Annotated in this window: 26 protein-coding genes; 5 read left to right on the forward strand and 21 right to left on the reverse strand. The window is 32.0% G+C overall.

Features of this window, described 5'->3' with window-relative positions; all coding sequences use genetic code 11:
• Nucleotides 1–84 precede the first annotated feature (84 nt).
• From rpmG to ACJTHF_RS03415, 8 genes are all read right to left on the reverse strand, one after another.
• Nucleotides 85–234: a 50S ribosomal protein L33 gene (gene rpmG / locus ACJTHF_RS03380; RefSeq protein ID WP_016911879.1), complete on the reverse strand. Its 150-nt coding sequence runs from the start codon at nucleotides 232–234 to the stop codon at nucleotides 85–87.
• A 76-nt stretch (nucleotides 235–310) separates the two neighbouring features.
• The gene (phoU, locus tag ACJTHF_RS03385) at nucleotides 311–958 is read right to left on the reverse strand and encodes a phosphate signaling complex protein PhoU (RefSeq protein ID WP_048539716.1); all 648 of its coding nucleotides are present in this window, start codon (nucleotides 956–958) and stop codon (nucleotides 311–313) included.
• Nucleotide 959: 1 nt separating this feature from the next.
• Nucleotides 960–1748, reverse strand: a complete 789-nt coding sequence (pstB, locus tag ACJTHF_RS03390; protein ID WP_229412558.1) for a phosphate ABC transporter ATP-binding protein PstB — start codon at nucleotides 1746–1748, stop codon at nucleotides 960–962.
• A gap of 78 nt (nucleotides 1749–1826) precedes the next feature.
• Nucleotides 1827–2729 (reverse strand): phosphate ABC transporter permease PstA, encoded by a 903-nt coding sequence (gene pstA, locus ACJTHF_RS03395; RefSeq protein WP_025904173.1) that lies wholly within the window; start codon nucleotides 2727–2729, stop codon nucleotides 1827–1829.
• A gap of 1 nt (nucleotide 2730) precedes the next feature.
• Nucleotides 2731–3660, reverse strand: a complete 930-nt coding sequence (pstC, locus tag ACJTHF_RS03400) for a phosphate ABC transporter permease subunit PstC (RefSeq protein WP_048539713.1) — start codon at nucleotides 3658–3660, stop codon at nucleotides 2731–2733.
• Between the two features lie 66 nt (nucleotides 3661–3726).
• Nucleotides 3727–4677: a PstS family phosphate ABC transporter substrate-binding protein gene (locus ACJTHF_RS03405; protein ID WP_037588292.1), complete on the reverse strand. Its 951-nt coding sequence runs from the start codon at nucleotides 4675–4677 to the stop codon at nucleotides 3727–3729.
• A gap of 427 nt (nucleotides 4678–5104) precedes the next feature.
• Nucleotides 5105–7150, reverse strand: a complete 2046-nt coding sequence (locus ACJTHF_RS03410; protein WP_078355843.1) for a peptidoglycan D,D-transpeptidase FtsI family protein — start codon at nucleotides 7148–7150, stop codon at nucleotides 5105–5107.
• Between the two features lie 190 nt (nucleotides 7151–7340).
• Nucleotides 7341–7943 carry a superoxide dismutase gene (locus ACJTHF_RS03415; protein ID WP_048539710.1) on the reverse strand — a complete coding sequence of 201 codons (603 nt, stop codon included), beginning with the start codon at nucleotides 7941–7943 and terminating at the stop codon, nucleotides 7341–7343.
• Between the two features lie 164 nt (nucleotides 7944–8107).
• Here ACJTHF_RS03415 and ACJTHF_RS03420 point away from each other — a divergent pair, with 164 nt between their 5' ends.
• From ACJTHF_RS03420 to ACJTHF_RS03430, 3 genes are read left to right on the forward strand one after another with little or no spacing between them, the layout of a single operon-like run.
• On the forward strand, nucleotides 8108–8863 hold the full coding sequence (locus ACJTHF_RS03420; RefSeq protein ID WP_078355844.1) for a DUF1189 family protein: 756 nt from the start codon (nucleotides 8108–8110) through the stop codon (nucleotides 8861–8863).
• 32 nt (nucleotides 8864–8895) lie between these two features.
• Nucleotides 8896–9996 carry a flavodoxin-dependent (E)-4-hydroxy-3-methylbut-2-enyl-diphosphate synthase gene (ispG, locus tag ACJTHF_RS03425; RefSeq protein WP_048539708.1) on the forward strand — a complete coding sequence of 367 codons (1101 nt, stop codon included), beginning with the start codon at nucleotides 8896–8898 and terminating at the stop codon, nucleotides 9994–9996.
• A gap of 19 nt (nucleotides 9997–10015) precedes the next feature.
• Nucleotides 10016–10579 (forward strand): 5' nucleotidase, NT5C type, encoded by a 564-nt coding sequence (locus tag ACJTHF_RS03430; RefSeq protein ID WP_078355845.1) that lies wholly within the window; start codon nucleotides 10016–10018, stop codon nucleotides 10577–10579.
• A 169-nt stretch (nucleotides 10580–10748) separates the two neighbouring features.
• On the opposite strand, the gene ACJTHF_RS03435 is transcribed toward ACJTHF_RS03430, so the two are convergent.
• The 5 genes from ACJTHF_RS03435 to ACJTHF_RS03455 form a co-directional block, all read right to left on the reverse strand.
• Nucleotides 10749–11162: a Fur family transcriptional regulator gene (locus tag ACJTHF_RS03435; protein WP_048539706.1), complete on the reverse strand. Its 414-nt coding sequence runs from the start codon at nucleotides 11160–11162 to the stop codon at nucleotides 10749–10751.
• The gene (locus ACJTHF_RS03440) at nucleotides 11125–12006 is read right to left on the reverse strand and encodes a metal ABC transporter permease (protein ID WP_078355846.1); all 882 of its coding nucleotides are present in this window, start codon (nucleotides 12004–12006) and stop codon (nucleotides 11125–11127) included. The genes ACJTHF_RS03435 and ACJTHF_RS03440 overlap by 38 nt, the downstream gene beginning before the upstream one ends.
• Nucleotides 12007–12097: 91 nt before the next feature.
• Nucleotides 12098–12904, reverse strand: a complete 807-nt coding sequence (locus tag ACJTHF_RS03445; RefSeq protein ID WP_078355847.1) for a metal ABC transporter ATP-binding protein — start codon at nucleotides 12902–12904, stop codon at nucleotides 12098–12100.
• A 109-nt stretch (nucleotides 12905–13013) separates the two neighbouring features.
• The gene (locus ACJTHF_RS03450) at nucleotides 13014–13904 is read right to left on the reverse strand and encodes a deoxyribonuclease IV (RefSeq protein WP_058592295.1); all 891 of its coding nucleotides are present in this window, start codon (nucleotides 13902–13904) and stop codon (nucleotides 13014–13016) included.
• Between the two features lie 9 nt (nucleotides 13905–13913).
• Entirely contained in the window at nucleotides 13914–15248 is a 1335-nt protein-coding gene (locus tag ACJTHF_RS03455; RefSeq protein WP_058592294.1) for a DEAD/DEAH box helicase, read from the reverse strand.
• A gap of 148 nt (nucleotides 15249–15396) precedes the next feature.
• On the opposite strand from ACJTHF_RS03455, the gene ACJTHF_RS03460 reads away from it, so the two are divergent.
• Nucleotides 15397–16365 (forward strand): 4-hydroxy-3-methylbut-2-enyl diphosphate reductase, encoded by a 969-nt coding sequence (locus ACJTHF_RS03460; RefSeq protein WP_058592293.1) that lies wholly within the window; start codon nucleotides 15397–15399, stop codon nucleotides 16363–16365.
• Nucleotides 16366–16394: 29 nt separating this feature from the next.
• Here ACJTHF_RS03460 and ACJTHF_RS03465 read toward each other — a convergent pair whose 3' ends face one another.
• From ACJTHF_RS03465 to ACJTHF_RS03495, 7 genes are all read right to left on the reverse strand, one after another.
• Nucleotides 16395–17486, reverse strand: a complete 1092-nt coding sequence (locus ACJTHF_RS03465; RefSeq protein WP_078355848.1) for a Nif3-like dinuclear metal center hexameric protein — start codon at nucleotides 17484–17486, stop codon at nucleotides 16395–16397.
• Complete coding sequence (locus ACJTHF_RS03470) at nucleotides 17486–18151, reverse strand: tRNA (adenine(22)-N(1))-methyltransferase (protein WP_048539699.1); 666 nt, start codon at nucleotides 18149–18151, stop codon at nucleotides 17486–17488. The genes ACJTHF_RS03465 and ACJTHF_RS03470 overlap by 1 nt, the downstream gene beginning before the upstream one ends.
• Nucleotides 18152–18205: 54 nt before the next feature.
• Entirely contained in the window at nucleotides 18206–18559 is a 354-nt protein-coding gene (locus ACJTHF_RS03475; RefSeq protein ID WP_048539698.1) for a c-type cytochrome, read from the reverse strand.
• Between the two features lie 100 nt (nucleotides 18560–18659).
• Complete coding sequence (gene rpoD / locus ACJTHF_RS03480; protein WP_048539697.1) at nucleotides 18660–19769, reverse strand: RNA polymerase sigma factor RpoD; 1110 nt, start codon at nucleotides 19767–19769, stop codon at nucleotides 18660–18662.
• A 26-nt stretch (nucleotides 19770–19795) separates the two neighbouring features.
• Entirely contained in the window at nucleotides 19796–21568 is a 1773-nt protein-coding gene (dnaG, locus tag ACJTHF_RS03485) for a DNA primase (protein ID WP_058592291.1), read from the reverse strand.
• A gap of 11 nt (nucleotides 21569–21579) precedes the next feature.
• On the reverse strand, nucleotides 21580–22395 hold the full coding sequence (locus ACJTHF_RS03490) for a pyruvate, water dikinase regulatory protein (protein ID WP_037588325.1): 816 nt from the start codon (nucleotides 22393–22395) through the stop codon (nucleotides 21580–21582).
• 14 nt (nucleotides 22396–22409) lie between these two features.
• Complete coding sequence (locus ACJTHF_RS03495) at nucleotides 22410–23045, reverse strand: helix-turn-helix transcriptional regulator (RefSeq protein ID WP_037588327.1); 636 nt, start codon at nucleotides 23043–23045, stop codon at nucleotides 22410–22412.
• 294 nt (nucleotides 23046–23339) lie between these two features.
• Between ACJTHF_RS03495 and ACJTHF_RS03500 the strand changes: the two genes are divergently transcribed.
• The gene (locus ACJTHF_RS03500; RefSeq protein ID WP_025904194.1) at nucleotides 23340–24728 is read left to right on the forward strand and encodes a glycine--tRNA ligase; all 1389 of its coding nucleotides are present in this window, start codon (nucleotides 23340–23342) and stop codon (nucleotides 24726–24728) included.
• A gap of 248 nt (nucleotides 24729–24976) precedes the next feature.
• Here the strand turns inward: ACJTHF_RS03500 and recO are convergent, their stop codons facing one another.
• Nucleotides 24977–25729, reverse strand: a complete 753-nt coding sequence (gene recO, locus ACJTHF_RS03505; RefSeq protein ID WP_058592290.1) for a DNA repair protein RecO — start codon at nucleotides 25727–25729, stop codon at nucleotides 24977–24979.
• Between the last annotated feature and the right edge of the window lie 11 nt (nucleotides 25730–25740).

Below are 25740 nucleotides of genomic sequence, written 5' to 3' on the forward strand. Positions count from 1 at the left end.
ATTATTGTGATAGGTAGTCGTACAACCTTTAAAGGTATTAAAAAACACATTCCCGTATAATGGAATGTGTTTTTATTCGTTTTATTATTTTGTTTCTCTATGAAGAGTGTGTTTACCGTCACGAGCACAATATTTTTTCATTTCAATACGCTCTGGGTTGTTACGTTTATTCTTTTTAGAGATGTAGTTTCTTTCACCACAATCAGTACATGCTAAAGTTACATTTACGCGCATGATGAACCCTCCTATTCTTATTTCAATTAATATACGACCTTATTATAATACCATCTATGCTTATATAATTCCAGTACTATTTTTCAATAGGTTCATAGTGTTCACCAGTTATATAATAATAGCAACTTTCACATATATTCGTGATATGGTCGCCGATTCTTTCTAAGTATCTTGCAGCAAGATGAGCTTGAGCAGAAATAAATGGATCGTTATCGATTAAATATGTCGTATTACTAATCTCGCGATATAAATCATCAATATCATTGTCACGATCAATAATTTCTTTTATCAACAAGATATCTTTGTCATTAACTGCTGCTTCTAAATCTTTTAGCATTAACATTGCTAATTTACCCATTGTTTTTAATCTCGTTAGTATAAAATAATCTGTTATTTTAACTCTTTTTCTGATTTGAGCAATATTAGTAGAATTGTCAGCCATTCGTTCTAATTCAGAAGCGATTTTTAAACCTGAGATCATAACACGAAGATCTGTCGCTATAGGTTGTTGCTTTGTTATTAGCATAACCACTTTTTCATTAATGTCATATTCCATTTGGTTTATTTTTTTATCGTATTTGATTAAATTACGAGCATTGTTTCTATCTTCATCGCTCAATACAGATATAGATTGTTCTATCATAAAGTATACTTCTTTACCCAACACAAACAAATCATTAATGAGTGAATTTAATTCATCTTCATATTTTTCTCTAATAACCATATTATCCAAATCTCCCTGAAATATAGTCTTCAGTTTTCTTATCTGTTGGGTTAGAGAATATTTTATCTGTTTGATCGAACTCATTTACATAACCGTTTAGGAAGAACGCTGTTTTATCAGAAATTCTAGCTGCTTGTTGCATGTTATGTGTCACGATAATGATTGAGTATTTAGTTTTTAATTCTTGCACAAGTTCTTCTACTTTTAGTGTTGAAATAGGATCTAGCGCTGAAGTTGGCTCATCCATTAAAATAACATCTGGTTCAATTGCTAAACATCTCGCTATACAAATTCTTTGCTGTTGCCCACCAGATAATCCATATGCATTCTTATCTAGTCTATCTTTACATTCATCCCAAATAGCTGCACCTTTTAATGAACGTTCAACGATTTCATCTAGTACCTTTTTATCCGTAATACCATGAATTCTTGGTCCATAAGTAATGTTGTCATAGATTGATTTTGGAAATGGATTTGGTTTTTGGAAAACCATACCAACATTGGTTCTTAATTCTTCAACACTATATTTTTTGTCGAAAATGTTTTTATCTCTATAAATGATTTCTCCAGATGTTTTAACACTTGGAATTAATTCAATCATTCTATTTAATGTTTTTATATAAGTTGATTTACCACAACCAGATGGTCCAATAATTGCAGTCACTTCATTTTCTGTAATATCTAAATTTATATTTTTAAGCGCATGAAAATCTCCATACCATAAATCTAAATTATTCGTTTTATAAACGATATTTTTATCTTCTACTGCTATTTGTTGATTTGCTGTCATTTCATTTGAAGGTATATTTTGAGATAGATCTCTAATTTTTACGTCTGTCATAGTCATGACCCCTCTTCATTTTGATTATTATAATTTTCTTTGATATTTATTTCTAATATAGATTGCGATTGAGTTCATAAGAATTAAAATTACGAGTAATACGATAATTGCTGCTGACGAAACAAATTGAAATTCTGCCTGTGGTAATTTAGCCCAGTTGTATATTTGCATAGGTAAAGCTTGGAAAGATTCAAATATACTGTTTGGTGTTTTCATCAATATTGCAGGAATACCGATTACAACAAGTGGTGCAGTTTCTCCAAGTGCTCTTGATAGTGCAAGAATCGTCCCCGTTAAAATACCAGGTATTGAAGCCGGTAATACAATATTTTTAATCGTTTGCCATTTAGTACCACCTAATCCTAATGAAGCTTCTCTAATAGAAGATGGGACAGCTTTAATTGCTTCCTGACTTGCTACAATGATAATTGGTAATATCATTAACGACATCGTTAATGCTGCAGCAATAACTGTCTTACCTAGTGATAAATTTTCGATACCTGCACCACGTACAAATATTGTTAATCCTAATAAACCAAATACTACTGATGGCACACCTGCTAAATTTGAAATATTGACTCTTATAAATTTCGTAAACCAGTTTTCTTTTGCATATTCAACCATGTATATCGCTGTACCAACACCAAGAATGATAGATATAGGTGCTATTGTCATCATGAGCCATAGTGTCCCAATTAAAGCACCTTTAATACCTGCACGTTCAGGTGATGTTGATGAGAAGTTTGTGAAGAAATCTGTACTTAGATAAGGAATACCTTTTCTAAATATGTCAAATAGCAAAATAGCTAATACGATTAAGCCAATTAATGTACAAACGAAAAATATTGATTTAATGACTTTATTTTTCATTAATCTTGTCGGTAGCTTTTTACGAACGACGGTTTGATCAACTAAATTAACCTCTGACATATTAATACTCCTCTCTAAATCGTTTAGTAATCCATTGTGAAATGATATTCATAATAAATGTGAATATAAACAATGTGAAACCTACAGCATAAATACTGTAATAAATATCAGATCCGTAAGTCGCATCTCCAGTAGCAACTTGGACAATGAATCCAGTCATTGTTTGAATAGATCCTATTAAACTAAAGCTCGAATCGGGTGTACTACCTGCCGCTAAAGATACAATCATTGTTTCACCTATTGCTCTTGATATCGCTAATACAACTGATGCGATGATACCGGATAAAGCAGCTGGAAATACAATTTTAGTTGCAAGTTCAAACTTAGTTGCACCTAATCCCAGTGCACCTTCTTTAATTGAATCTGGTACCGAACTCATAGCGTCTTCACTCATACTCGTAATCATCGGTATAATCATGACCCCCACGACTAAACCTGGACTAATAGAGTTAAAGCTTCCTAAATCCGGGAATATACCTCTTAAAATTGGTGTTACAAATGTTAAAGCGAAAAATCCGTAAACAATTGTTGGTATACCAGCTAATATTTCAAGAATAGGTTTAATAATTCTTCTTGATCTATCAGAAGCATACTCACTCAAGTATAGTGCTGCACCTAATCCAACTGGAACAGCAAAGATTGTCGCTACCGCTGTAACTTTCAACGTACCTAATATAAGTGCGAAAATACCGTATTTAGGATCAGATGAAAAAGGTGCCCAGTCTTTCGTAAATAAAAATTCAAATGGATTCACTCTTGTGAAAAACGTTGCTGTTTCAGTTACAAGTGTGAATAATATCCCGATTGTTGTAAGTACAGAAACCGAAGCGATTAACAATAAAATAATGGGAACAGCTTTATCCGCAAAGACTTTACCTTTATTATTGTTATTTTGCTTAATCAATTCTTGTACTGAAGTTTGTTGTTTCATAAAAATAACTCCTTCATTTTGAAAAAGGGCGATTACTGACCGCCCTCTACTTTAATTTATTAATGATTATTTTTTAAATTTTTCTAACGTTTCTTTATCTTCTTTATACTCATCATCTTTCAATGGAACATAACCAGCGTCTTTAGCAGCATCAGCTGAGTTATCAATTACGTATTCCATAAATCCATAAAACGCATCATTATCTTCTAGAGATTTATTTTTCGCATATACGAATAACGGTCTACTTAAAGGATAGCTACCATCATTTACTGTTTTATCTGTAGGTTCTATTGCTTTTCCATCATCTTTAATCTTCACAGCTTTAAGTGAATCTTTATTTTCTTGATAGAAGTTATATCCAAAGAATCCGATTGAATCTTTATTATCTTGGACAGATTTAACGATGACATTCGTGTCAGCATTTTTCTCAGATTGTAAATCTTTTTCATCTAATACTTCTTCACTAAAGAAGTCGTAAGTACCATGTGATTGGTCTGGTGAAAATGCTTTGATCTTTTTATCAGGGAATTTTGAATTAACATCTTTCCATGTTTTTGCTTTGCCGCTATAAATTTTTGCTAATTCATCCATACTTAACTCATCAACAAAGTCATTATCTTTGTTAACAGCTACTGTTAAACCATCTTGAGCAACCTTAAACTCAGTGTATTCTATTTTAGCCTTTTTTAATTTTTCTTTTTCTTCATCTTTAATATCTCTAGAAGCATTTGAAAAGTCTGTTTCTCCCGCTATGAACTTTTCAAAACCGCCACCAGTTCCTGATACACCAATTGAAACTGAAACATCAGGTTGCTCTGCTGAGAAGTCTTCGTTTATTTTTTCCATAACTGGTGCAACTGTTGATGAACCATCACCTTTAACTTCACCACTTAATTTTTTATCATCTGAAGATTTAGTATCCCCGGAACTAGATTTTTCAGCTGCCCCACCACAAGCTCCTAATAAAAGTACAGAACTTAAAGCTGTTGTTGATCCGATTAATTGCCACTTTTTCATGTTAAATCCTCCTAATTAATATCGCCTTAATCTTTATTACATCTTCACTTTACAATTTCTTTATTAAGCACAAATAAATTGAATGTAAATTTTGTGTTAACTTCCTATGAAAACGTTTTAAAATGTGAAAAATAAAAAGAATGGTTTTTAATAAGTGGACAGTAGTTACAAAACTCGGTAGATTTGTAACTACTCATATCTATAAAACGATTTTGTGAAGTGCTGACGCCTGAGGGAATCGTATGAGCGAGGGACTACAGGCTCAAGCCATACCCTAGGCAAACATGCACAAACAAAATCGTAATCTATGTACTTCACTAAATCTCAAATTATTCAAAAATAAATTCACACATAAAAAATAACACCTCATTTCTACTGAATTAATCAGTAAAATGAGATGTTATATTGATTCAATCTTTATATTGAGTTATTTTCTATCTTTAAAATAATAGTTAATAATATCTCTACCTAAATCCCCACCTGGTAACCATGGTTCTGGTACGGGTTGATTTGTATAAGTGATTGAGAATGATAATTCAGGATTCTTAGCAGGTGCATATCCAATATATGTTGAATTTACTTTTGGTTTACCATCTTTAAATACTTCTGCTGTACCTGTTTTACCAGCTGATCGTACGACCGTTTTATTAAAACTTGTATACCCTGTTCCTTCTGGTTTATTAAACGCCATATCGAAACCTTTTTGTACTTGTTTTATTTCTTTATCACTATTATTAACCTTATTCATCACTTCACCTTTAAATGTCTTTTTAATAGGTCCAAGCGAATCTTCATTTGTAGAGTTTCTAATTTCTTTCGCTAAATGTGGTTTCAATCTATACCCATCGTTCGCAATAGTAGCGACATATTGTGATAGTTGTATAGGTGTATAAGTATCAAATTGTCCAATTGCTAAATCAATGTAGTTACCTGGGTTATCTTTAATGGGTTCAATTTGTCCAGCTGATTCATTTGGTAAATCAATACCTGTTTTAACACCTAAACCAACTTGATTTAAACCTTTACGTAATTTAATACCTGCTTGTTCAACATCAGATGGTAGTGACATGCCACTACTATATGGAGATCCAGCTAATAACAATGCTGTCTTGTACATAAAGACGTTTGATGAATGCATTAATGCTTCATCATCAGTAATTGTTTTTCTGCCATTTTGGTTAAAGTATGATCGTTTTGTTAAACCACCACTAAATTTTAATGGTTCATCGACCATTGTATCGCCAACATTTAATACGCCGTTTTGATAACCAGTAAGTAATGTTGCACCTTTAACAGATGAACCAACTGTATATTGACTAGTGAAGTTACCAATATGGTTATCAGTAATCTTACCATTTTTGTCAATATCACGTCCGGCCATTGCTAATACATCACCATTTCTAGGATCTTGGACAACAACCATAACTCTGTCCATATCTGTAGCGCCTTTGCTTCTTAATGATTCAATGTGCTTATCAATATATTCTTCAACTTTTTTCTGTAAGTCTATATCGATAGTTAACACTAAATCGTTACCACGTGAACCTTGTGAAATAACTTCAGAACTTGTTATTTTCCCAGATTTATCAGTGACATATTTCATTTTCTTCTTAGAGCCTTTTAAAATATCTTCATATTGATATTCTAAGTAAGATTTACCGACTCTATCATTTCTAGAATACCCTTTAGCAAGATAGTCATTCACTAACTCTTTAGGTAATCCTTCTTCTTTACTTGAAACATTTCCGAATAAAGTTCTTAACGTGTCACCATAAGGATAACGTCTTTCCCAGTCCATTGTTGTATTAACGCCAGGTAGTTCTGATAAGTGTTGAGATACTGCTGCATACTCATCATTTTTAACACCTTCATTTTTTATAACAACAGGGCTCAGTTGAGATCCAGAATTCATTTCTCTAAATATCGCAAGGATTTGCAAATCCTTTTTTGATAATTTATCTGTATATTTAGATGTTACTTTGTCGTATAACGCTTTATCATAATCATCTTGACTAATATTGCCATCAGAGAATAAAGCTTGTTCATCTTTCATTAACTTATGAACTTCATCTTGATTTCTCAATATCCAAAAATCCTGCTTATCACGTTCTGTAATGTTTGAAATATCCATCTTTATTAAGTGAGATAGTTTTTCAGCGATTTTTAAAATATCATCTTGGCTTGTTCTTCTATCTCTCGTGTATGTAATTGCCTTTTTAGACTCGTTGTCTACTAAAACTTTACCATTTCTATCATAAATACGGCCTCTTGGCACCGATTCATTAACTGTAATCGATTCTGTACTATCTATCGTTCGCTTGTATTCTCCGCCTTTTACAATTTGTAAATAACCTAACCTCATAATGAGCACAGAGAATAAAATCACGACAACGGCCAATATTAGGCTTACGCGTTTATTCATTAATAGGCGAAATGCTTCTTCTTTTGATTTCTTTTTTACTCGTTTCAACAACTAAACCTACCTTTTTAACTCTATTATAATAATCTCATCATATATTATTATGACTTACATTGCTATTGATATAGGTAAATTTTTATAAAAAAAGAGCGGAGCTGAAATCTCGTTTAAATAAAAAGATTTCATTCCTCCACCCCATTAGGATGATTGTCTTATAAATCAGTCATCCAAATTTAAAGACGAATTATTTTGCAGCTTGGTATAATTCGTTTACTTTATCCCAATTTACAACGTTCCAGAATGCATTAATATAATCTGGGCGTCTGTTTTGGTAGTTTAAGTAGTAAGCATGTTCCCAAACATCTAAACCTAAAATTGGAAGTTTACCTTCTGAAATTGGGTTATCTTGGTTTGGAGTTGAAACAATCGCTAATTGGCCATTATCTACAACTAACCATGCCCATCCTGAACCAAAACGGCCAGCTGCTGCAGCTGCAAATTCTTCTTTGAATTTGTCTAATGAACCAAATGTAGAACTAATTGCATCTACAACTTCTCCTGAAGGCTCAGAAGCGTTTGGAGTTAATAGTTCCCAGAATAATGAATGATTATAATGTCCGCCACCATTGTTTTGAACTGCAGTACGGATATCATCAGGAACAGAGTTTAAGTTTTTAACAATATCTTCAATAGATTTGCTTTCTAAATCTGTACCTTTCACTGCATCATTTAATTTTGTTACATAAGTGTTATGGTGTTTCGTATGATGAATCTCCATAGTTTCTTTATCGATGTGTGGTTCTAATGCATCATACGCATATGGTAATTTTGGTAATTCAAAAGCCATAAAAAATCATCCTCCTCATTTGTTTTACATACCTATCTTATCAAGATTAAAGTTTTATAACAAATAATTTGTTTAATAAATAATCAAAAAATTTTTAATTCTTATGTATCGCCTTGCAACAGGTGTTTTTTAACATTATTATTAAGTGAAGAAGAGGTGAATTTATGCAGTATATAAATGAGCTTAAAAGGTTATTTAAGCATCCTAGTAAGTATCCAATGTTTAGAATTACGAAGTTAAGGTACATATTCCTTCATATATTATTATTAAGTTTGATATTAATCATACCAAATTCTATTCAATACATACAAATCACTCAGAATTTATCAACGTTAGTCAATGATGAAGTGACAGAGATTCCTGATTTTAAAATAGATTATAACAAAATGATTTTATCCCAAGATAAATCTATCAAATTAAATAATCATCAAACGATAGAATTTACTAAATCTAATGATTTCGCGATGAAAGATCATCATTTAATCGTGTTTAAACCAAATCATATTGAAATATCAAATTATAGTGACTACACAGAAATTAGCTATGGTTCCGTATCCTCTCTTGTTACCGATCAAGATGATTTAATAAAGTTCATTGAAACGATTAATGATTCTAAATATTTTTATTTAAGTTTGATTGTTGTCTTTCTATTATTCATTCAATTCTTAAGCTTATCTATAAAAATTGGAATTCTGGCATTTGCTGGACATTTATTGGGAATTATTTTACGAAGAAAGTCTCGCTTTATGACTTGGTTCAAAATGATGACGTTTGTGATAACGCTTCCGACTTTAGTACTATTATTTGGAATGATTACACTGATTCCTTTATTAATAATTGCTTCATGGTGTATAATCATTTTAAGCATTGTTATGATTGCTATGTATTTACCTAAAGGAAAAAGATCTGCTAAAGCGTAAAGATTAGCAAATTTAAACAAAGGAGTCTTATCATGTCAGAAATTATTCATCGCACGAAAACGAGACCTGTTAAAGTTGGGGATTTAACGATTGGTGGTTCAGATGAAGTTATCATTCAAAGTATGACGACTACAAAAACATATGATGTTGATGCAACTGTAGCTGAAATTAAACGATTAGAAGAAGCTGGTTGTCAAATTGTTAGAGTAGCTTGCCCAAATGAAGAAGACGCATATGCAATTAAAGATATCAAAGCACAAATTAATATTCCATTAGTTGTAGATATTCATTTCAATTACAAATTAGCTTTAATTGCTATTGAAAATGGCGCAGATAAGATTCGAATCAATCCAGGGAACATAGGTAGACGTGAAAAAGTTGAAGCAGTTGTCAAAGCGTGTAAAGAAAAAGGTATTCCTATTCGAATTGGAGTTAATGCTGGTTCATTAGAAAAACATATTATTAAAAAATATGGCTATCCTACTGCTGATGGTATGGTCGAAAGTGCATTGCACCATATAAAAATACTCGAAGATTTAGATTTTCATGACATTATCGTATCAATGAAAGCAAGTGACGTAAATTTAGCTATAGAGGCATACACGAAAGCAGCTCAAGCTTTTGACTACCCACTGCATTTAGGTATAACTGAAAGTGGCACCCTATTTAATGGAACAGTTAAATCGTCTGCAGGATTAGGTGCTATACTTAGTTTAGGTATTGGCAATACTTGTCGAATTTCTTTATCAGCTGATCCAGTTGAAGAAGTTAAAGTAGCGAAATCTTTGCTTAAAGCATTTGGATTAGCCAGTAATGCTGCTACATTAATTGCTTGTCCTACATGTGGACGAATTGAAATCGATTTAATATCGATAGCAAATGAAGTAGAAGAATATATTTCAAACCTTCAAATCCCATTAAAAGTAGCTGTACTTGGTTGTGCAGTTAACGGTCCTGGTGAAGCAAGAGAAGCAGATATCGGCATTGCTGGTGCTCGTGGTGAAGGATTACTGTTTATGAAAGGTAAAACCGTTCGCAAAGTACCTGAAAAAACAATGGTCGAAGAATTAAAAAAAGAAATTGATAAATTAGCAATTGAAATGGAACAAAATAAAGAAGCTCAAAAAGCATAAAATAAAAAGGTGAATTTTTATGAATCAAAAGCCAAGATTAGGTATAGATATAGACGGCACAGTTACATGTCCAAAAACATTTGTACCCTATTTACAAAGAGATTTTAATCAACAACTTAAATATGAAGATATTACAGAATACAATTTAGCAAATGTCTTAAACTGTAAAGAAGAAGAAATGTTGAGTTGGTTTAAAAGCAATGAATCACATATATACCAATACTCACCTGTTGCAGAAGGTGCAAAAGACATTTTGAATCAATTAAAAGATGACTACGAACTCTATTATATAAGTGCAAGACATCATTATTTAGAAGATATTACGAAAGAATGGTTTCAATCACATCATATACCATTTGATCAAATTACATTAACAGGAAGTCATAATAAATTAGAAGTAACAAAAGAACAGAATATCGATATTTTCTTTGAAGATAAATTAGATAACGCAGAAGATATCAATCATTATTTAAATATCCCTGTTTTCCTGTTTGACACACCATATAACCAAAAAGATTTACAGAATGGTATATATAGAATTAAAAATTGGCATGAAGTATCAACGTTACTTAATAGAATTTAGTTAGAACCTGGTCCATATGTGAGATGGACCAGGTTTTTTGTATATTGTAAAATTAAGTTGCCAGCTAACGATCTTGTTTCAGGATCTTGATCGTTAGCGTACATTCAATACTAGCTGTTTCCCTACAAATAAAAAAATGGTAACTCGAGGAGCTACCATTTTTCTCATCTTATACTGTTTTACATTGTTCACATTTACCGTATACTTCTAATTTATGTGATGCTATTTCTACATTTGGTAATTGTTGTTTAATTGAATCCATTGGGCAAAAGTCTATTACTTTTGTTGTGCCACATGATTCACAAATAAAATGATGATGATGATGACTTTGACATGCAATTCTAAATTTCATTTCGCCATCTATTTCAGTGCTTTCGATAATATTTAAGTCTTTAAATAAGTATAAATTACGATAAATTGTATCGAAAGATAATCCTGTATAATCGTCTTTCAATGCTTCTTGAATATATTTAGCTGTGATGTATTTATCTTCATCTACAAACAATGATATGATATCACGGCGTTTATTTGTGTATTTATGTCCATCATTTTTCAATATTTGAATGGCTTCCTCTACTTTCAAGATGATAGCCTCCTTTTTTTATCAATACTTTACTGTACGCTATGCTAGCAAGTAATTCTATAATCAATATTCCAACTATAATACCTCCTGGTGAAATATTCAAATAGAAGGACAATATCAATCCTAGTACTACTGAGATTTCACCGAATAAAATACTTAATGCGATTAACTGTTTGAACCCTTTAGCTAATCTCATGCTTGTAGCGACTGGCAATGTCATTAAACTACTAACTAATAAAATGCCAACGACTCTCATTGAAGCTGAAATAACAAGTGCAACAATGACAATAAATAGTAATTGGATCCATTTTGGCATGCCAATCACTTTTGAGTATTCTTCATCGAATGATAATACAAATAATGATTTGTACAATAACATAACAAAGATTAAAACAATTATTGTAATGATGATAATTGTAAATAAATCACTTAAATTTACGGCACTAATTGAACCGAATAAATATCCAAATAAATCTTGATTAAATCCGTTTGCTAAAGAAATAAATATAACACTAATACCAATTCCACCACTCATAATAATTGGAATAGCGATTTCTTGGTAATGTTTATATTCAGTTCTTAATTGTTCTATTAATAATGCACCTGCTATTGAAAAAATGATACCAAACCATATCGGATTTATAGTAGCAAACAATGGACTAACACTCATTAAGAACAGCCCCATTGATATACCACCTAGCGTCACATGACTTAAAGCATCAGCAATAAGTGATAACCTTCTAACTACAATAAATGCCCCTATTAAAGGTGCAATCAATCCTACTAAGATACCACTTATAAATGAGTATCTTATAAAATCAAAATTTAAAAACGCATCAATCACTATATAACACTCCTTCGTTTAGGAGTATAAATCTATCTCTCGTTTCAACTGACATATCCAATCTCCTTATTTAAAATCTATATATTCATCTTTAACTTTGTACTAATTCTTCCACTTCTTCATTTGCACAACAGTCACGATCATGTTGATGATCAACAAATTGCACGGGATGTCCATAGATTTTAGATATTGAGACTTCATCTAATGATTTAAACGACTCACTTGTACCATGGAAATGTATATGTTGATTTAAGCAAGCTACTTTACTTGCCGTATCGGCTACAACACCAATATCATGCGTTACAAGAATGATTGTAATCCCTTCTTGTTTTAATTGCGTCAGTAATTGGTAAAATTCAGAAACATGTCTTGCATCAATACCTACAGTAGGTTCATCTAATATTAAAATACTCGGCTTAGAAATTAAAGCTCTAGCAATAAACGACCTTTGCTGTTGACCACCTGACAACTGTGCAATATTCTCATTCTTAAGATCACTTATATTTAATCTTTCTAATATTGCATCTACTTGTGCAGCATCTTCTTTATTAAACCATTTAAAAAGACTTTTATTTTTAGTTAAGCCACTCATGACAACTTCTTTCACTGTCGCTGGAAAACCAGAACTAAAAGCGTTGGATTTTTGTGATACATAACTAATTTTTTCCCAAGATTTATATTGATTAATTTTTTTACCACTTATTAAGATATCACCTTTTTGTAAAGGTAATAAGCCTAATATCAATTTCAGTAAAGTCGATTTCCCAGAGCCATTTGGACCAACTATTGCCAAGAAATCTCCTTTATAAATTTGTATATTAATATGGCTGAGTGCCAATTTATTTGGATAGCTATAACTGATATCTTTTAACTCGAAAATCGGTGTTTCTTTTTCCATCTTCATCACCTCGTCAATAGAATACTATACAATGAATATGAAAAAATGTAAATAGTAATGTTTACGAACAAAAAAAGAATGCTAATTGAATTAGCATCCTTAAATAACATTATTGATTAAAGATTTTATCTTTTAAATCTGGATCGAATGTACCATTTTTAATCATTTCGATTTCATATTTATATGGTGGTTTTTTATTCTTTTTGTCATCACCAACATATGGTGTTTCTAAAATTTTAGGTACTTCTTTAAATGCATCATGATGAACAATATAGTGCAATGCATCATAACCAATTGATCCAAAGCCAATATTTTCATGTCTATCTTTTCTGGCACCTTGTGGATTTTTACTGTCGTTTACGTGAAGTACTTTAATACGATCGATACCAACGATTTTATCAAACTCATTTAATACGCCATCAAAGTCTTCTTTAACGTTGTAACCAGCATCATTTGTATGACAAGTATCGAAACATACAGATAATCTTTCATTATGGTTTACACCATCAATGATTTGAGCAAGTTCTTCGAATGTTTTACCACATTCAGAACCTTTACCTGCCATTGTTTCCAATGCGATACGCACATCATTATTATTTGTTAATACTTCATTTAAACCTTCAATAATTTTTTGAATACCTTTTTCTTCACCGGCACCAACATGCGCACCTGGATGAAGTACGATATCTTTAGCACCTAATGCTTCAGTACGTTCAATTTCTGATTGTAAGAATTCAACACCTAAGTTAAATACTTCTGGTTTAGTTGTATTTGCAATATTGATGATATATGGTGCATGCACAACAATGTTAGATAAACCATATTCTTTCATTGCTGTTTTACCATTTTCAATATTTAAATCTTCAATCTTTTTACGTCTTGTGTTTTGTGGAGCACCTGTATAAATCATAAATGTAGAAGCATTATAACTTGCCGCTTCTTCTGCTGCTTGTAATAGCATCTTCTTACCACTCATTGAAACGTGTGATCCAATTAACATATTTGACACCTATCCTTTTCTACTTTGTCTTTTAGTTCTCTTAGAATGAGCTTTCTTTTCTTTAAATTTCAACTCATCTAATTCTCGTTTGAATTTCTTCTTATAGCCAGGTTTTACTTTATTTTTATTGTTTCTTTTAATTTTTTGTTTTAATGACTTTTCAATATTATCTTCTTTTTTAACACGTTTTGTACGTTTTTGACGATCTTTAATTTCTACAAATTCATCGTTTTTAATATCGACATGTTTAAACTTGTAATTATGTTTCTCAATTTGTGTAATTAAATCATCTTCATCAGGTGTATATAAAGTTATTGCGATACCTTTATAATCACCACGACCTGTACGACCAACTCTATGTGTAAAGAAATCTATTTCTTTAGGTAAATCATAGTTGATAACGTGACTTACGCCTTCAATATCAATACCACGTGATGCTAAATCACTTGCGACAACAAACTCAAAGTCTAATTGTTTAATACGCTTCATTTGTTGTGTTCTTTCTCTAGGTGTTAACCCACCATGGATAACCCCAACTTTATAGCCTTCTTCTGATAAATACGCAACTAATTCATCTGCTCTATCACGGCTATTAGCAAATATAATTGCTAAATAAGGATTAATCACATTCATAACTTTTAAGACTTTTTCTTTTTTCTCAACACCTTTAGTTGGTATTAAGTAAAAGTCGATATTGTCTTTATTAGATGATGCTGTTTCAATTTCAACAAATTCAGGATTGCTTAAATATTTATTTAAGAATGGATGTAACGCTTTAGGAATTGTTGCACTAAATACTGAAATTTGTGCGTTTTCATCTAATCTACTCGCAATACTATCTACTTTAGGCATAAATCCTAAATCAATCATTAAATCTGCTTCATCAATAACAACTGACTTCGCTAGATGTAAATCTAAAGCACGCTCTACAGCCATATCATCAATTCTATTCGGCGTACCTACAACAACATGTGGTGTATTTTTAGATTTATCAATATCTCTTGATTTATCTGTTCCACCAATGTATAAGTTAACTTTCACACCTTTTTTGAATTGCGTTAAATGTGAAGCTGCATCATATAATTGCTTTGCTAATTCTCTTGTTGGTGCCAAAATAATCACTTGTGGTTCTTTTATATCTACGTCAATTTTATCAAATAACGGTAGTAGAAATGCGTGTGATTTCCCTGTACCAGTTTGAGATTGTCCTATTATATTAGATCCTTTTTTAATTTTGGGTATAACTCTTCGCTGTATTTCTGTTGGCTGGTTAAAATGTAAATCTTTAACGGCCTCTACTAATTCATTTTCAAGTTGAAAATGTTCAAACGGATGCTTAGACATAAGCGACCCTCCTCGTTTCTTTTTCACTTCATACATTATATAGTAAATGCGCACTTTATGATAGGCTAAAAGATTTATTTTGAATTTTTATTTAGTTTCTTTAAGACTTGTGTGTTGTTATAATAGACATTAATAAGGAGGGCAATTTATGGAAATTATAAAGATTACCCCTAGAGGCTATTGTTACGGTGTTGTAGACGCTATGGTTATTGCTAGAAATGCGTCTTTAGATAACTCACTTCCAAGACCCATTTATATACTTGGCATGATTGTTCATAATAAACATGTGACTGATGCCTTTGAATCTGATGGTATTATTACGTTAGATGGTCCGAACAGATTAAAGATCTTAGAACAAATTGATGAAGGTACCGTTATATTTACTGCGCATGGTGTATCCCCTGAAGTCAAAAGACGTGCTAAAGAAAAAGGATTGGTTTGTATAGATGCGACATGTCCAGATGTTGATAATACGCATCAGTTAATACGTGAAGTTAAATCAAATGGTTATCACGTTATTTATATTGGTAAAAAAGGACATCCCGAACCTGAAGGCGCAGTTGGTGTGGCACCTGATATCGTACATCTCGTTCAGACTTTAGAAGATATCGATGCCTTGCCGGAAGAATTATTGAACCAAAAACTCATCGTAACGAATCAAACAACTATGTCACAATGGGATGTGAAACATCTTATTGATGAATTAAAAGTAAAATATCCTCATATTGAAGTACATGAAGAAATTTGTTTAGCAACACAAGTTAGACAAGAAGCTGTTGCCACACAAGCAGATCAAGCAGATTTACTCATTGTCGTTGGTGATCCTAAAAGTAATAATTCAAATAGATTAGCCCAAGTATCTAAAGAAATCGCACATACTAACGCATATCGAATCGCTGATTTGAGTGAATTAAAATTAGAATGGCTACAAGATATTGAAAGTGTAGCTGTTACAGCAGGTGCTTCAACACCAACGCCTATCGTTAAAGAAGTCATAGATTATATTAAAAATTATGACCCGACAGAAATACGTGACGCAAACTTAACAAGTAATGTACCTGTTGAAAAAATATTACCTAAAATTAAAAAGCCCAAACCTGTAAAAATAATGGACTAAAAAAACTGCCGAATTCACTCGGCAGTTTTTTACATATATTGATAAGGATCTGTATTAATAGAAGATGTTAACACTTTAATCTTTCCATTTGTCCATTCTTCTAATAATGACTTTAATCCTTCTTTCATAACATACTCACTATAATGATTAACATCTAAAATATTTATACCATCCATTAGTGCATCTAATGCTTCATGATGTTTAACGTCTCCAGTAATAAATAAATCAGCTTGTTGTGCCTTAGCTAAATTTGCATATTCAATACCAGCACCACCAACAATTGCGATGCGTTTAATTTGCGCTGATTGGTCTCCTATAAATCTAACTGCTGGAATAGCGAGCTTTTCTTTATAGTTTTGCACAAATTCATTTACTGATTGCGTTTCATTTAATTCCCCGATTATTCCTAAACCTACAGAAGACGATCTCGACATTTTGATGAAATCATAAACGGGTTCTTCATAAGGATGTGTTTGAATAATCAGTTCTTTAGCAAGTGCTAAATCTTTCTCATCAACCATTAATTCTAGTTTCGTTTCATAAACCGTTTCAGTTTTATCAGCTTGTCCAAGATGTGGATTTGCTGATGCACTAGGTTTAAATTGACCTTTACCTTGAGACTGGAAAAATACTTCGCTGTATTCTTCAGTTTGTGCTAAATGATGTTCATTAAATGCAGCTTTCATAGTTTCAACATCTTGATCAAGTAGGAATATTTGTACTTTATAATATGACTCTTGTTTTTCTTCTAATACTTTCATATTGTCTAATCCTATTTGTTGCCCAATCATGTAACTAACACCTTTAGGATGTACATCAAGATTTGTATGAAGTGCTATCAAATTGATATCATTTTGTATCAATTTACGAATAATAGGACCGTAGCTTTTATCCGTAATATTTTTAACACCTTTAAAAATAAGTGGATGATGTGCAATTATTGTATTGATATTGTTTTGAATGGCTTCATCTAGAACTTCTAACGTACAATCTAATGTTGTTAATACACCGTTCACTTCACTTTTTTCTGTACCAATTAATAAACCAACATTATCCCAAGATTCACTCGTAGAAAATGGAACTTGTTTATCTATTTCTTGCAATAGCTCTTGAATAATCATTAAAGCACCTCTTTTATTTGAAGTATTTGTTGATTAATTTCTTTATACCTATTTTTATCCTCATGATGTTCTAATTGTTTACTAATTTTATTAAGTGATTCTAATTCTCTTTGCCATTTTTCATGGAATAAATCATTTTTATTGGCTAATAATTTAGGACCAAATTTTAATTCTAATTCATTTAGGTCCATCTCACCTTTTTTAGCAACTATGATTTCATATATATGTTTTTTATCTTTTATTAATTGTTCATCAACGATTTGATAACCAATGCTTTGTAATACTTTTCTAATAGGTAACGCATGAATATTTGCTTGTAAAATTAAATCAGGATGCCCTGTTAACTTATGCTTTCCTTCTTCAATAATTTGTGCAATTAATGGACCACCCATGCCACAAATCGTAATAGCATCAATTGTATCGTCTACTACTTCTAAACCGTCACCCAGTTTAACTTCTATAAGTTCATTCATACCATATAATTTAGTGTTTTTTTGAGCTGCTAGAAAAGGTCCTTTTACAACTTCTCCAGCAATCGCTTCTTTAATTAATCCATTTTGAATTGCGTATATAGGTAAATATGCATGATCGGAACCGATGTCTGCTAATTTATGATGATTTAAATATTCACTTACCTTCATTAAACGTTTATTGATTTGGATCATTATTTTTCCCTTTCATTAAAAAAATCTTTTGCAATAGCAAAAGATTTTTTTGTGTTATTTAGCGCCATCTTTTAAGTACTTGACAAGTGTGTCTAAATCTTTATTTGAAATAGTAGCTTCGTCATGTGCAGGCATTGATCCTTTACCATTACGAATGATTTTTTTCATTTCATCGGCACCTTTTTTGCTTCCAGCTAATTTAGGTCCCATTCCACCTTCAAGATTTTGTCCATGACAACTTGTACAATTGTCCTTAGCGAATGTAGCTGCATCAAACTTTTCAGTTTTAGCACCACCACCGCCTTCTTTTTCTTCCTCTTTGTTAGCACCATGTGCTGACATGAAGAATATTAACCCTACACCGAGTAGTAAAATCAGAATAAACGGGATAACAGGATTACGATTCATTCATACAACCTCCCTTTTGTTAAACCTTCATACAATTATATTTTATATTAAAACAAGGCATTGTCAAAGGCTTTTTGGGATTAATATAAACTTTTCATGTTTAATCCATAAAATCTTTCAAACGCTTACTTCTAGATGGATGTCTTAACTTGCGTAATGCCTTCGCTTCTATTTGACGAATACGTTCTCTAGTAACACCAAATACTTTTCCGACTTCTTCAAGTGTTCTTGTTCTACCATCATCAAGACCAAATCTTAGTCTTAATACATTTTCTTCTCTATCTGTTAATGTGTCTAATACATCTTCTAATTGTTCTTTAAGTAATTCATATGCAGCGTGATCTGATGGGCTTTGTGCATCTTGATCTTCAATAAAGTCGCCTAAGTGACTGTCATCTTCTTCACCAATAGGCGTTTCTAATGATACGGGTTCTTGAGCAATTTTAAGAATTTCACGTACTTTTTCAGGTGGTAAGTCCATTTCTTCACCAATTTCTTCAGGAGATGGATCTCTGCCTAAATCTTGAAGTAATTGACGTTGAACACGAATCAACTTATTGATTGTTTCAACCATATGAACTGGGATACGGATTGTACGTGCTTGGTCAGCAATCGCTCTAGTGATTGCTTGACGAATCCACCAAGTTGCATATGTTGAGAATTTGAAACCTTTATTAAAGTCGAATTTTTCTACGGCTTTAATTAGACCCATATTACCTTCTTGAATAAGGTCAAGGAATAACATACCTCTACCTACATAACGTTTAGCGATACTTACAACAAGTCTTAAGTTCGCTTCTGCAAGACGTGATTTCGCAATTTCATCACCTTGCTCGATACGTTTAGCTAATTCGATTTCTTCTTGGGCAGTTAATAAATTGACGCGTCCTATTTCTTTTAAGTACATTCTTACTGGGTCGTTTATTTTAACACCTGGAGGAGCACTTAAGTCATTTAAATTTAGTTTGTCATTTGTATCACTTGAATCTTTTTCATTAATAAGATTGATTTCATTCTCATTAATTAAATCAAAGAAATCATCCATTTGATCTGGATCCATTTCGAAGTTTTGCAATTTATCTGCAATTTCTTCGTGACTCAAATGTCCTGCTTTTTTACCTTGTTCAATTAATTGGTGCTTAACTTGTTCAATTGTAAGCACTTCTTCATTATTAGCGCTATTAATTTTGTTTAATTCTTTATCAGACATGAATAGGCCTCCCGGGTTATTAACTCTTACATTCTATTCCGATTATATTGTACAATTTGTTCTAAATATTGCCTTTGCAGTGCGATATCGCCTGCTTGCATTGCTTTATTCAATTGTTGATTCAAATATTCTATGGAATTTTCTTTGTGTTCGTTAGGACAAATAATCCTAATGTAGTCTTCGATTTCTTCTGTCTCTGGTTCATCATTGATTAGCAATGAATCTAGGTACATAACCGTTTCAATGATTTGATGTTCTTCAATGTAACTTGAAAAATCACTTATGTTAAAAACATCGTTATTCTTATAATACCCATTTAAACGTGAAAAAATCACTCTATTATTCAATGAAGTGAAGTCTTCTTGATTAATCCTAGAATGATATTCTAAAAATAGCTGTTTATGATTCATAAAATGTTTTAACAACGCTTGCTCTGCTCGACCGATTTTATCAAGTTTTTTTTCCTTCATTTCAGGAACGAAATTATTATAATCGGTATAATTTTGAACAATATTAGGCGAAAGTCGATTTTTTAGACTGTTAACATCTACTTTATACAAATCTGCTACTTGTTGCAATACTTTTTTTCTTAAAAATTCCGATTGAATCAGATTGATGTCATGAATCAACTCTTCAATATGTTGTTCATGTTTTAAATCATTATTTTCGTTGGCATAATATAATTGTTGCGCTTTAAATGTAACATATGATTGTTTTTGCCCTTCAACGAATGATTTGAAAGCATCACTTCCGTATTCTGTAATATAATCATCAGGGTCCATCGTTTTTGGTAAATTGACAACAAAGACATTTAATCCTTCATTTAATAAGTCTTTACCAACATTTATGGCAGCTTCTTTACCTGCGAAATCTCCATCATACAGTAAAGTTACATTAGATGCCAGTTTTTTGACCATTGTAACGTGTTCTCTAGATAATGCTGTACCCATCGTTGCCACAACTTGTTTAATATCCGCTTCAAATGATTTGATAACATCCATAAATCCCTCTAACAGAATGACTTCATCATTTTGTCTTATAAATTTCCTTGCTCGATCAACGTTGTATAACATTTTTCTTTTTTGGAATATTGGCGTTTCTGGACTGTTTAAATATTTAGGCGATTGGTCCGTATATGTTCTACCAGAAAAACCAACTGTCTTACCTTGGAAATTCAACAAAGGAAAGATGATTCTATCTCTGAATCGATCGAAGTAATCAAAAGTTTCATCATTTCGGCTTAACAAGCCTGCTTCATATGCAAGTACAGCATCATAACCATTTTTCTCTAAAAAGTCATGCGTGAATTTCGAATGATTTGGTGCATATCCAATTTTCCTATCATTAATCAATTCTTCCGTGAAGCCTCTTGATTTCAAATAGTTTAAAGCTGCCTCACCTTCTTCAGTATGCTTCAATATATAATGGTAGTTATTTGCCATTAACTCATGCATTTCGATCATTTTTATGTGATCATCCACAATACCTTCAGTTGGTGCTGTTTCTTGCTGTTCTATATGAATATCTACTTTATCACCAAGTTCTCTCACTGCATCAACAAATGATATCCCTTTAATTTCTTGAATAAATTGAAAAACATTGCCACCTTTTTTACAGCCAAAGCAATGACAAATTTGTTTATCTTCTGATACTGAAAAAGAAGGTGTCTTTTCATCATGGAAAGGACATAATCCAATATAATTACGTCCTCTTTTTTCAAGTTTCACATATTCACTTACAACATCTAATATGTCATTCTTCTCACGTATTTCATTAATGAGTTCTTGTTCTATACGCATCCTGTCACCCTTTAACGGTTTTGTTGTGTAATGATTTTAATAATGTCATTTGCTGTTTCTTCTATTGCCTTGTCAGAAACATCTAGTACAGGACAACCAATTTTTTCAACAATTTCCTCGAAGTATCTTAATTCTTCTTCGATTCTATCATCTTTAGCATAATTAGCATCATCACTTAAACCTAATTGAATTAATCTTGCTCTTCTAATCGCATTAAGGTTTTTTTGATTAATTTTTAAAGCGATACATTTCTTTGGATCAATTTCAAATAATCCTTCCGGCGGTGCAACTTCAGGCACTAATGGTACATTCATTACTTTATAACGTTTATGTGCCAAGTATTGTGACAATGGCGTTTTTGAAGTTCTAGATACACCTATAAGAATGATATCAGCTTTTGGTAATCCGCGTGGATCTCTACCATCATCATATTTAACCGCAAATTCGATTGCTTCAATTTTCTTGAAATAATCTTCATCTAATTTATGAATATTGCCTGGCTCATTAAGTGGGGCTTCATTAAGTTCATTGCTTAAAATGCTCATCAATGGACCCATAATGTCTACATTTTCTATATTATTTTCTTCTAATTTTTCTTTTAAGTATAATCGCATTTCAGGTTTCACCAATGTATAAACGACTATAGATTTTTGTTCTAATGCTAATGATACTACTTCATTAATATTACTTTCATTCTCTATATACGGTAATCTTACAATATCTAAAGCATTTCCTTCTGTCTTATATTGAGACGTACATGCTTTAGTAACAAGCTCTGCCGTTTCTCCTACTGAATCGGATGCTATAATTATTCTTATCTCTTCCATTTAACTAATTCCTCCTACTCATCTTCAATAAGTGAAACAAATGCTCTTGTGATTGTTGTTTTTGTAATTCTGCCTTTTACTTTCATTTTGTCGCCTTTAAGTTTTTTGACAACTGGTATCGCATCAATTTGTTTATCAATTAATAATTTAGCTGCATAAATCAATAAATCATCTTCTAAACATACTGTTATGTTTGGCATTCTGCTCATATTAATACTAACCGGTGTATCTTTTAAACTTTGACCACCTATTGCTGCTCTTAGTAAATCTTTTCTCGAACAAACGCCGATTAAATTGCCTTCTTTATTGATGACAAATAATGTGCCGACATCTTCTAAAAACATCTTACATATTGCTTCATATACAGAAATACTTTCTTCTATTACGACTGGTATCGCCATCGATTCTTTTACGGTCATTTTTTTAATTGAATCACTTAACAATTGTGTACTTGATTTCCCTGTATAAAAATATCCAACTCTAGGTCTTGCATCTAGATAACCTGCCATTGTTAAAATTGCTAAATCTGGTCTTAAAGTTGCTCTTGTTAAATTTAGCCGTTCAGCTATTTTTTCTCCTGTAATGGGTCCATTGTTCTTAACAATTTGTACAATTTGTTCTTGTCTTTGATTTAATTCGATTGCTCTCACCCCTTCGAACACAATTCAGATAGATTAATTATAACATGTAACGCAAATATTGCTCAATTTGAATATCTGTTTTCACTTGATAACTCTCTCATACCGTGCTATATTTTAATTAACTTTGAAATAAAAGCGAGTTAAGGATGGTGAAAGCTTAACATTAAAGTTTTGGCTTACAAAATTTTATAAAAAGTGAGTGGCTACACTAATTTGGGTGGAACCGCGGGTAATATACTCGTCCCAAGGCATTATTTGATGATGTCTTGGGGCTTTTTTAATTTAATTGAGGAGTGAATTTTTATGGCAAAAGATATGGATAAGGTAGTAACATTAGCAAAACATAGAGGGTTTGTATTCCCTGGTAGTGAAATTTATGGTGGTTTAGCAAACACTTGGGACTATGGTCCACTTGGTGTTGAATTAAAAAATAACATTAAAAAAGCATGGTGGCAAAAGTTTGTTCAACAATCTCCATACAACGTTGGATTAGATGCAGCTATTTTAATGAACCCAAGAACTTGGGAAGCTTCAGGTCACTTATCAAACTTTAACGATCCAATGATAGACAACAAAGATTCTAAAATTCGTTACAGAGCAGATAAATTAATTGAAGATTACATGCATAATGTTGAAGGTGATGAGAACTTTATTGCTGACGGTATGAGCTTTGATGAAATGAAACAATTAATTGATGATAAAGGCATCACTTGTCCTGAAAGTGGTACAGCAAACTGGACAGACATTCGTCAATTCAACTTAATGTTCAAAACATTCCAAGGTGTTACCGAATCTTCTACAAACGAAATTTTCTTACGTCCTGAAACTGCGCAAGGTATATTCGTAAACTATAAAAACGTTCAGCGTTCAATGCGTAAAAAATTACCATTCGGTATTGCGCAAGTTGGTAAATCATTCAGAAACGAAATTACACCTGGTAACTTTATCTTCAGAACGAGAGAATTCGAACAAATGGAACTTGAATTCTTCTGTAAACCTGGTACTGAAATTGAATGGCAAAATTACTGGAAAGACTTTGCTGCAAAATGGTTAAAAGATTTAGGTATTAAAGAAGAAAATACAAAATTACGTGACCATGACGAAGACGAATTAAGTCACTACTCAAATGCAACAACTGATATCGAATACAAATTCCCATTTGGTTGGGGAGAACTTTGGGGTATCGCTTCAAGAACAGATTATGATTTAAAACAACATAGTGAATTCAGTGGTGAAGACTTCAAATATCACGATCAAGAAACAAATGAAAAATTCATTCCTTACTGTATCGAACCATCATTAGGTGCTGACCGTGTAACATTAGCATTCTTATGTGACGCATACGAAGAAGAAAATGAAGGCGAGAAAGATCAACGTACAGTGTTGCATTTCCACCCTGCTTTAGCACCATATAAAGCAGCAATCTTACCATTAAGCAAAAAACTTTCACCAGATGCTATTAAAGTATATGAAAAATTAAGTGAAAGATTTGCAATCGATTTTGATGAGTCACAATCAATCGGTAAACGTTACCGTAGACAAGATGAAATTGGTACACCATACTGTATCACATTTGACTTCGATTCATTAGAAGACAACCAAGTTACAGTACGTGACAGAGACACAATGGAACAAGTACGTATGCCAATTGATGAAGTTGAAAACTTCTTAGCTGAAAAAATTAGATTCTAATACTAAACAAAAAACAGAGCAAAAACTTATTAATTAAGTTTTGCTCTGTTTTTTTATGGTTAAGTTGTTGGGAAAATATAAAGAAATGACATTAATGCCTGTTCTTATTAACACTTCTTATGAGTTTTGTAATTATAGGCACCCTTAGTTACAATTCCTACGACTTTTGTTACTATGGACACCCTTATTTACACTTTCGCCTACTTTTGTAAAGTAGCTTACCTTTTTAATACAAACTATTGAAGTCTTTACATTTTTAAGTTTTCAAGTTGATTGAGTAATTTTTTGGTTCTAAATACAACACCAACGTATTCGTCATACATGTTATCAATTAAAGTTTGTATTTCTTTTTTGACTTGTTCGCTTATTTTAAAGCTATTTAAATGTTTAATCGGCAATTGATACATGAGATTCATAAAATATAATGCTCTATTAGATATTCGATATGCATGTTCATCATGTATTAATGCTTGATTGCTAAGTGGTCCATTATATTTGAAACTATATGCATTTAATTGCTGTTGATCCATATCTCCTGTTATGACGCACGCATTGAAAGTTGGTTCATATCCATATTTAGGCATACATTTCAACGCGACTATCATGCTCATCGTATCTGCGTCAACGCCTCTTTCTACTGCTTGGAATACACCTAACAATAATTCATAAAAGAATACATCATGTTCTTCCGCTTCTAACGCCTTATCTACGACTTCTATACAATATGCACCATATGCACTTTTAAAAATATCGGATTGCATCGTTCTATGACTGTTAATAATATCAGCTGATGATAATGTGCCCATTCCTTTAAACTTCGAAAAAATAAACAAGCCATGTACAAAGGGCTGAGTAGCACCTTGTAGTGGATGACTTGTTTTTTTAGCACCACGCGCCATTAGTGGAACTTTATGACCGTGTTCATTTAATATAGTGATGATTTTATTGTTTTCACCATAATCTACAGAGCGAATGACAAATCCTTCTTGTTTATAAAGCATTATATCATCGC

This window comes from Mammaliicoccus sp. RAM2 (assembly GCF_045897195.1).
Classification (GTDB): Bacteria; Bacillota; Bacilli; order Staphylococcales; family Staphylococcaceae; genus Mammaliicoccus; species Mammaliicoccus sciuri.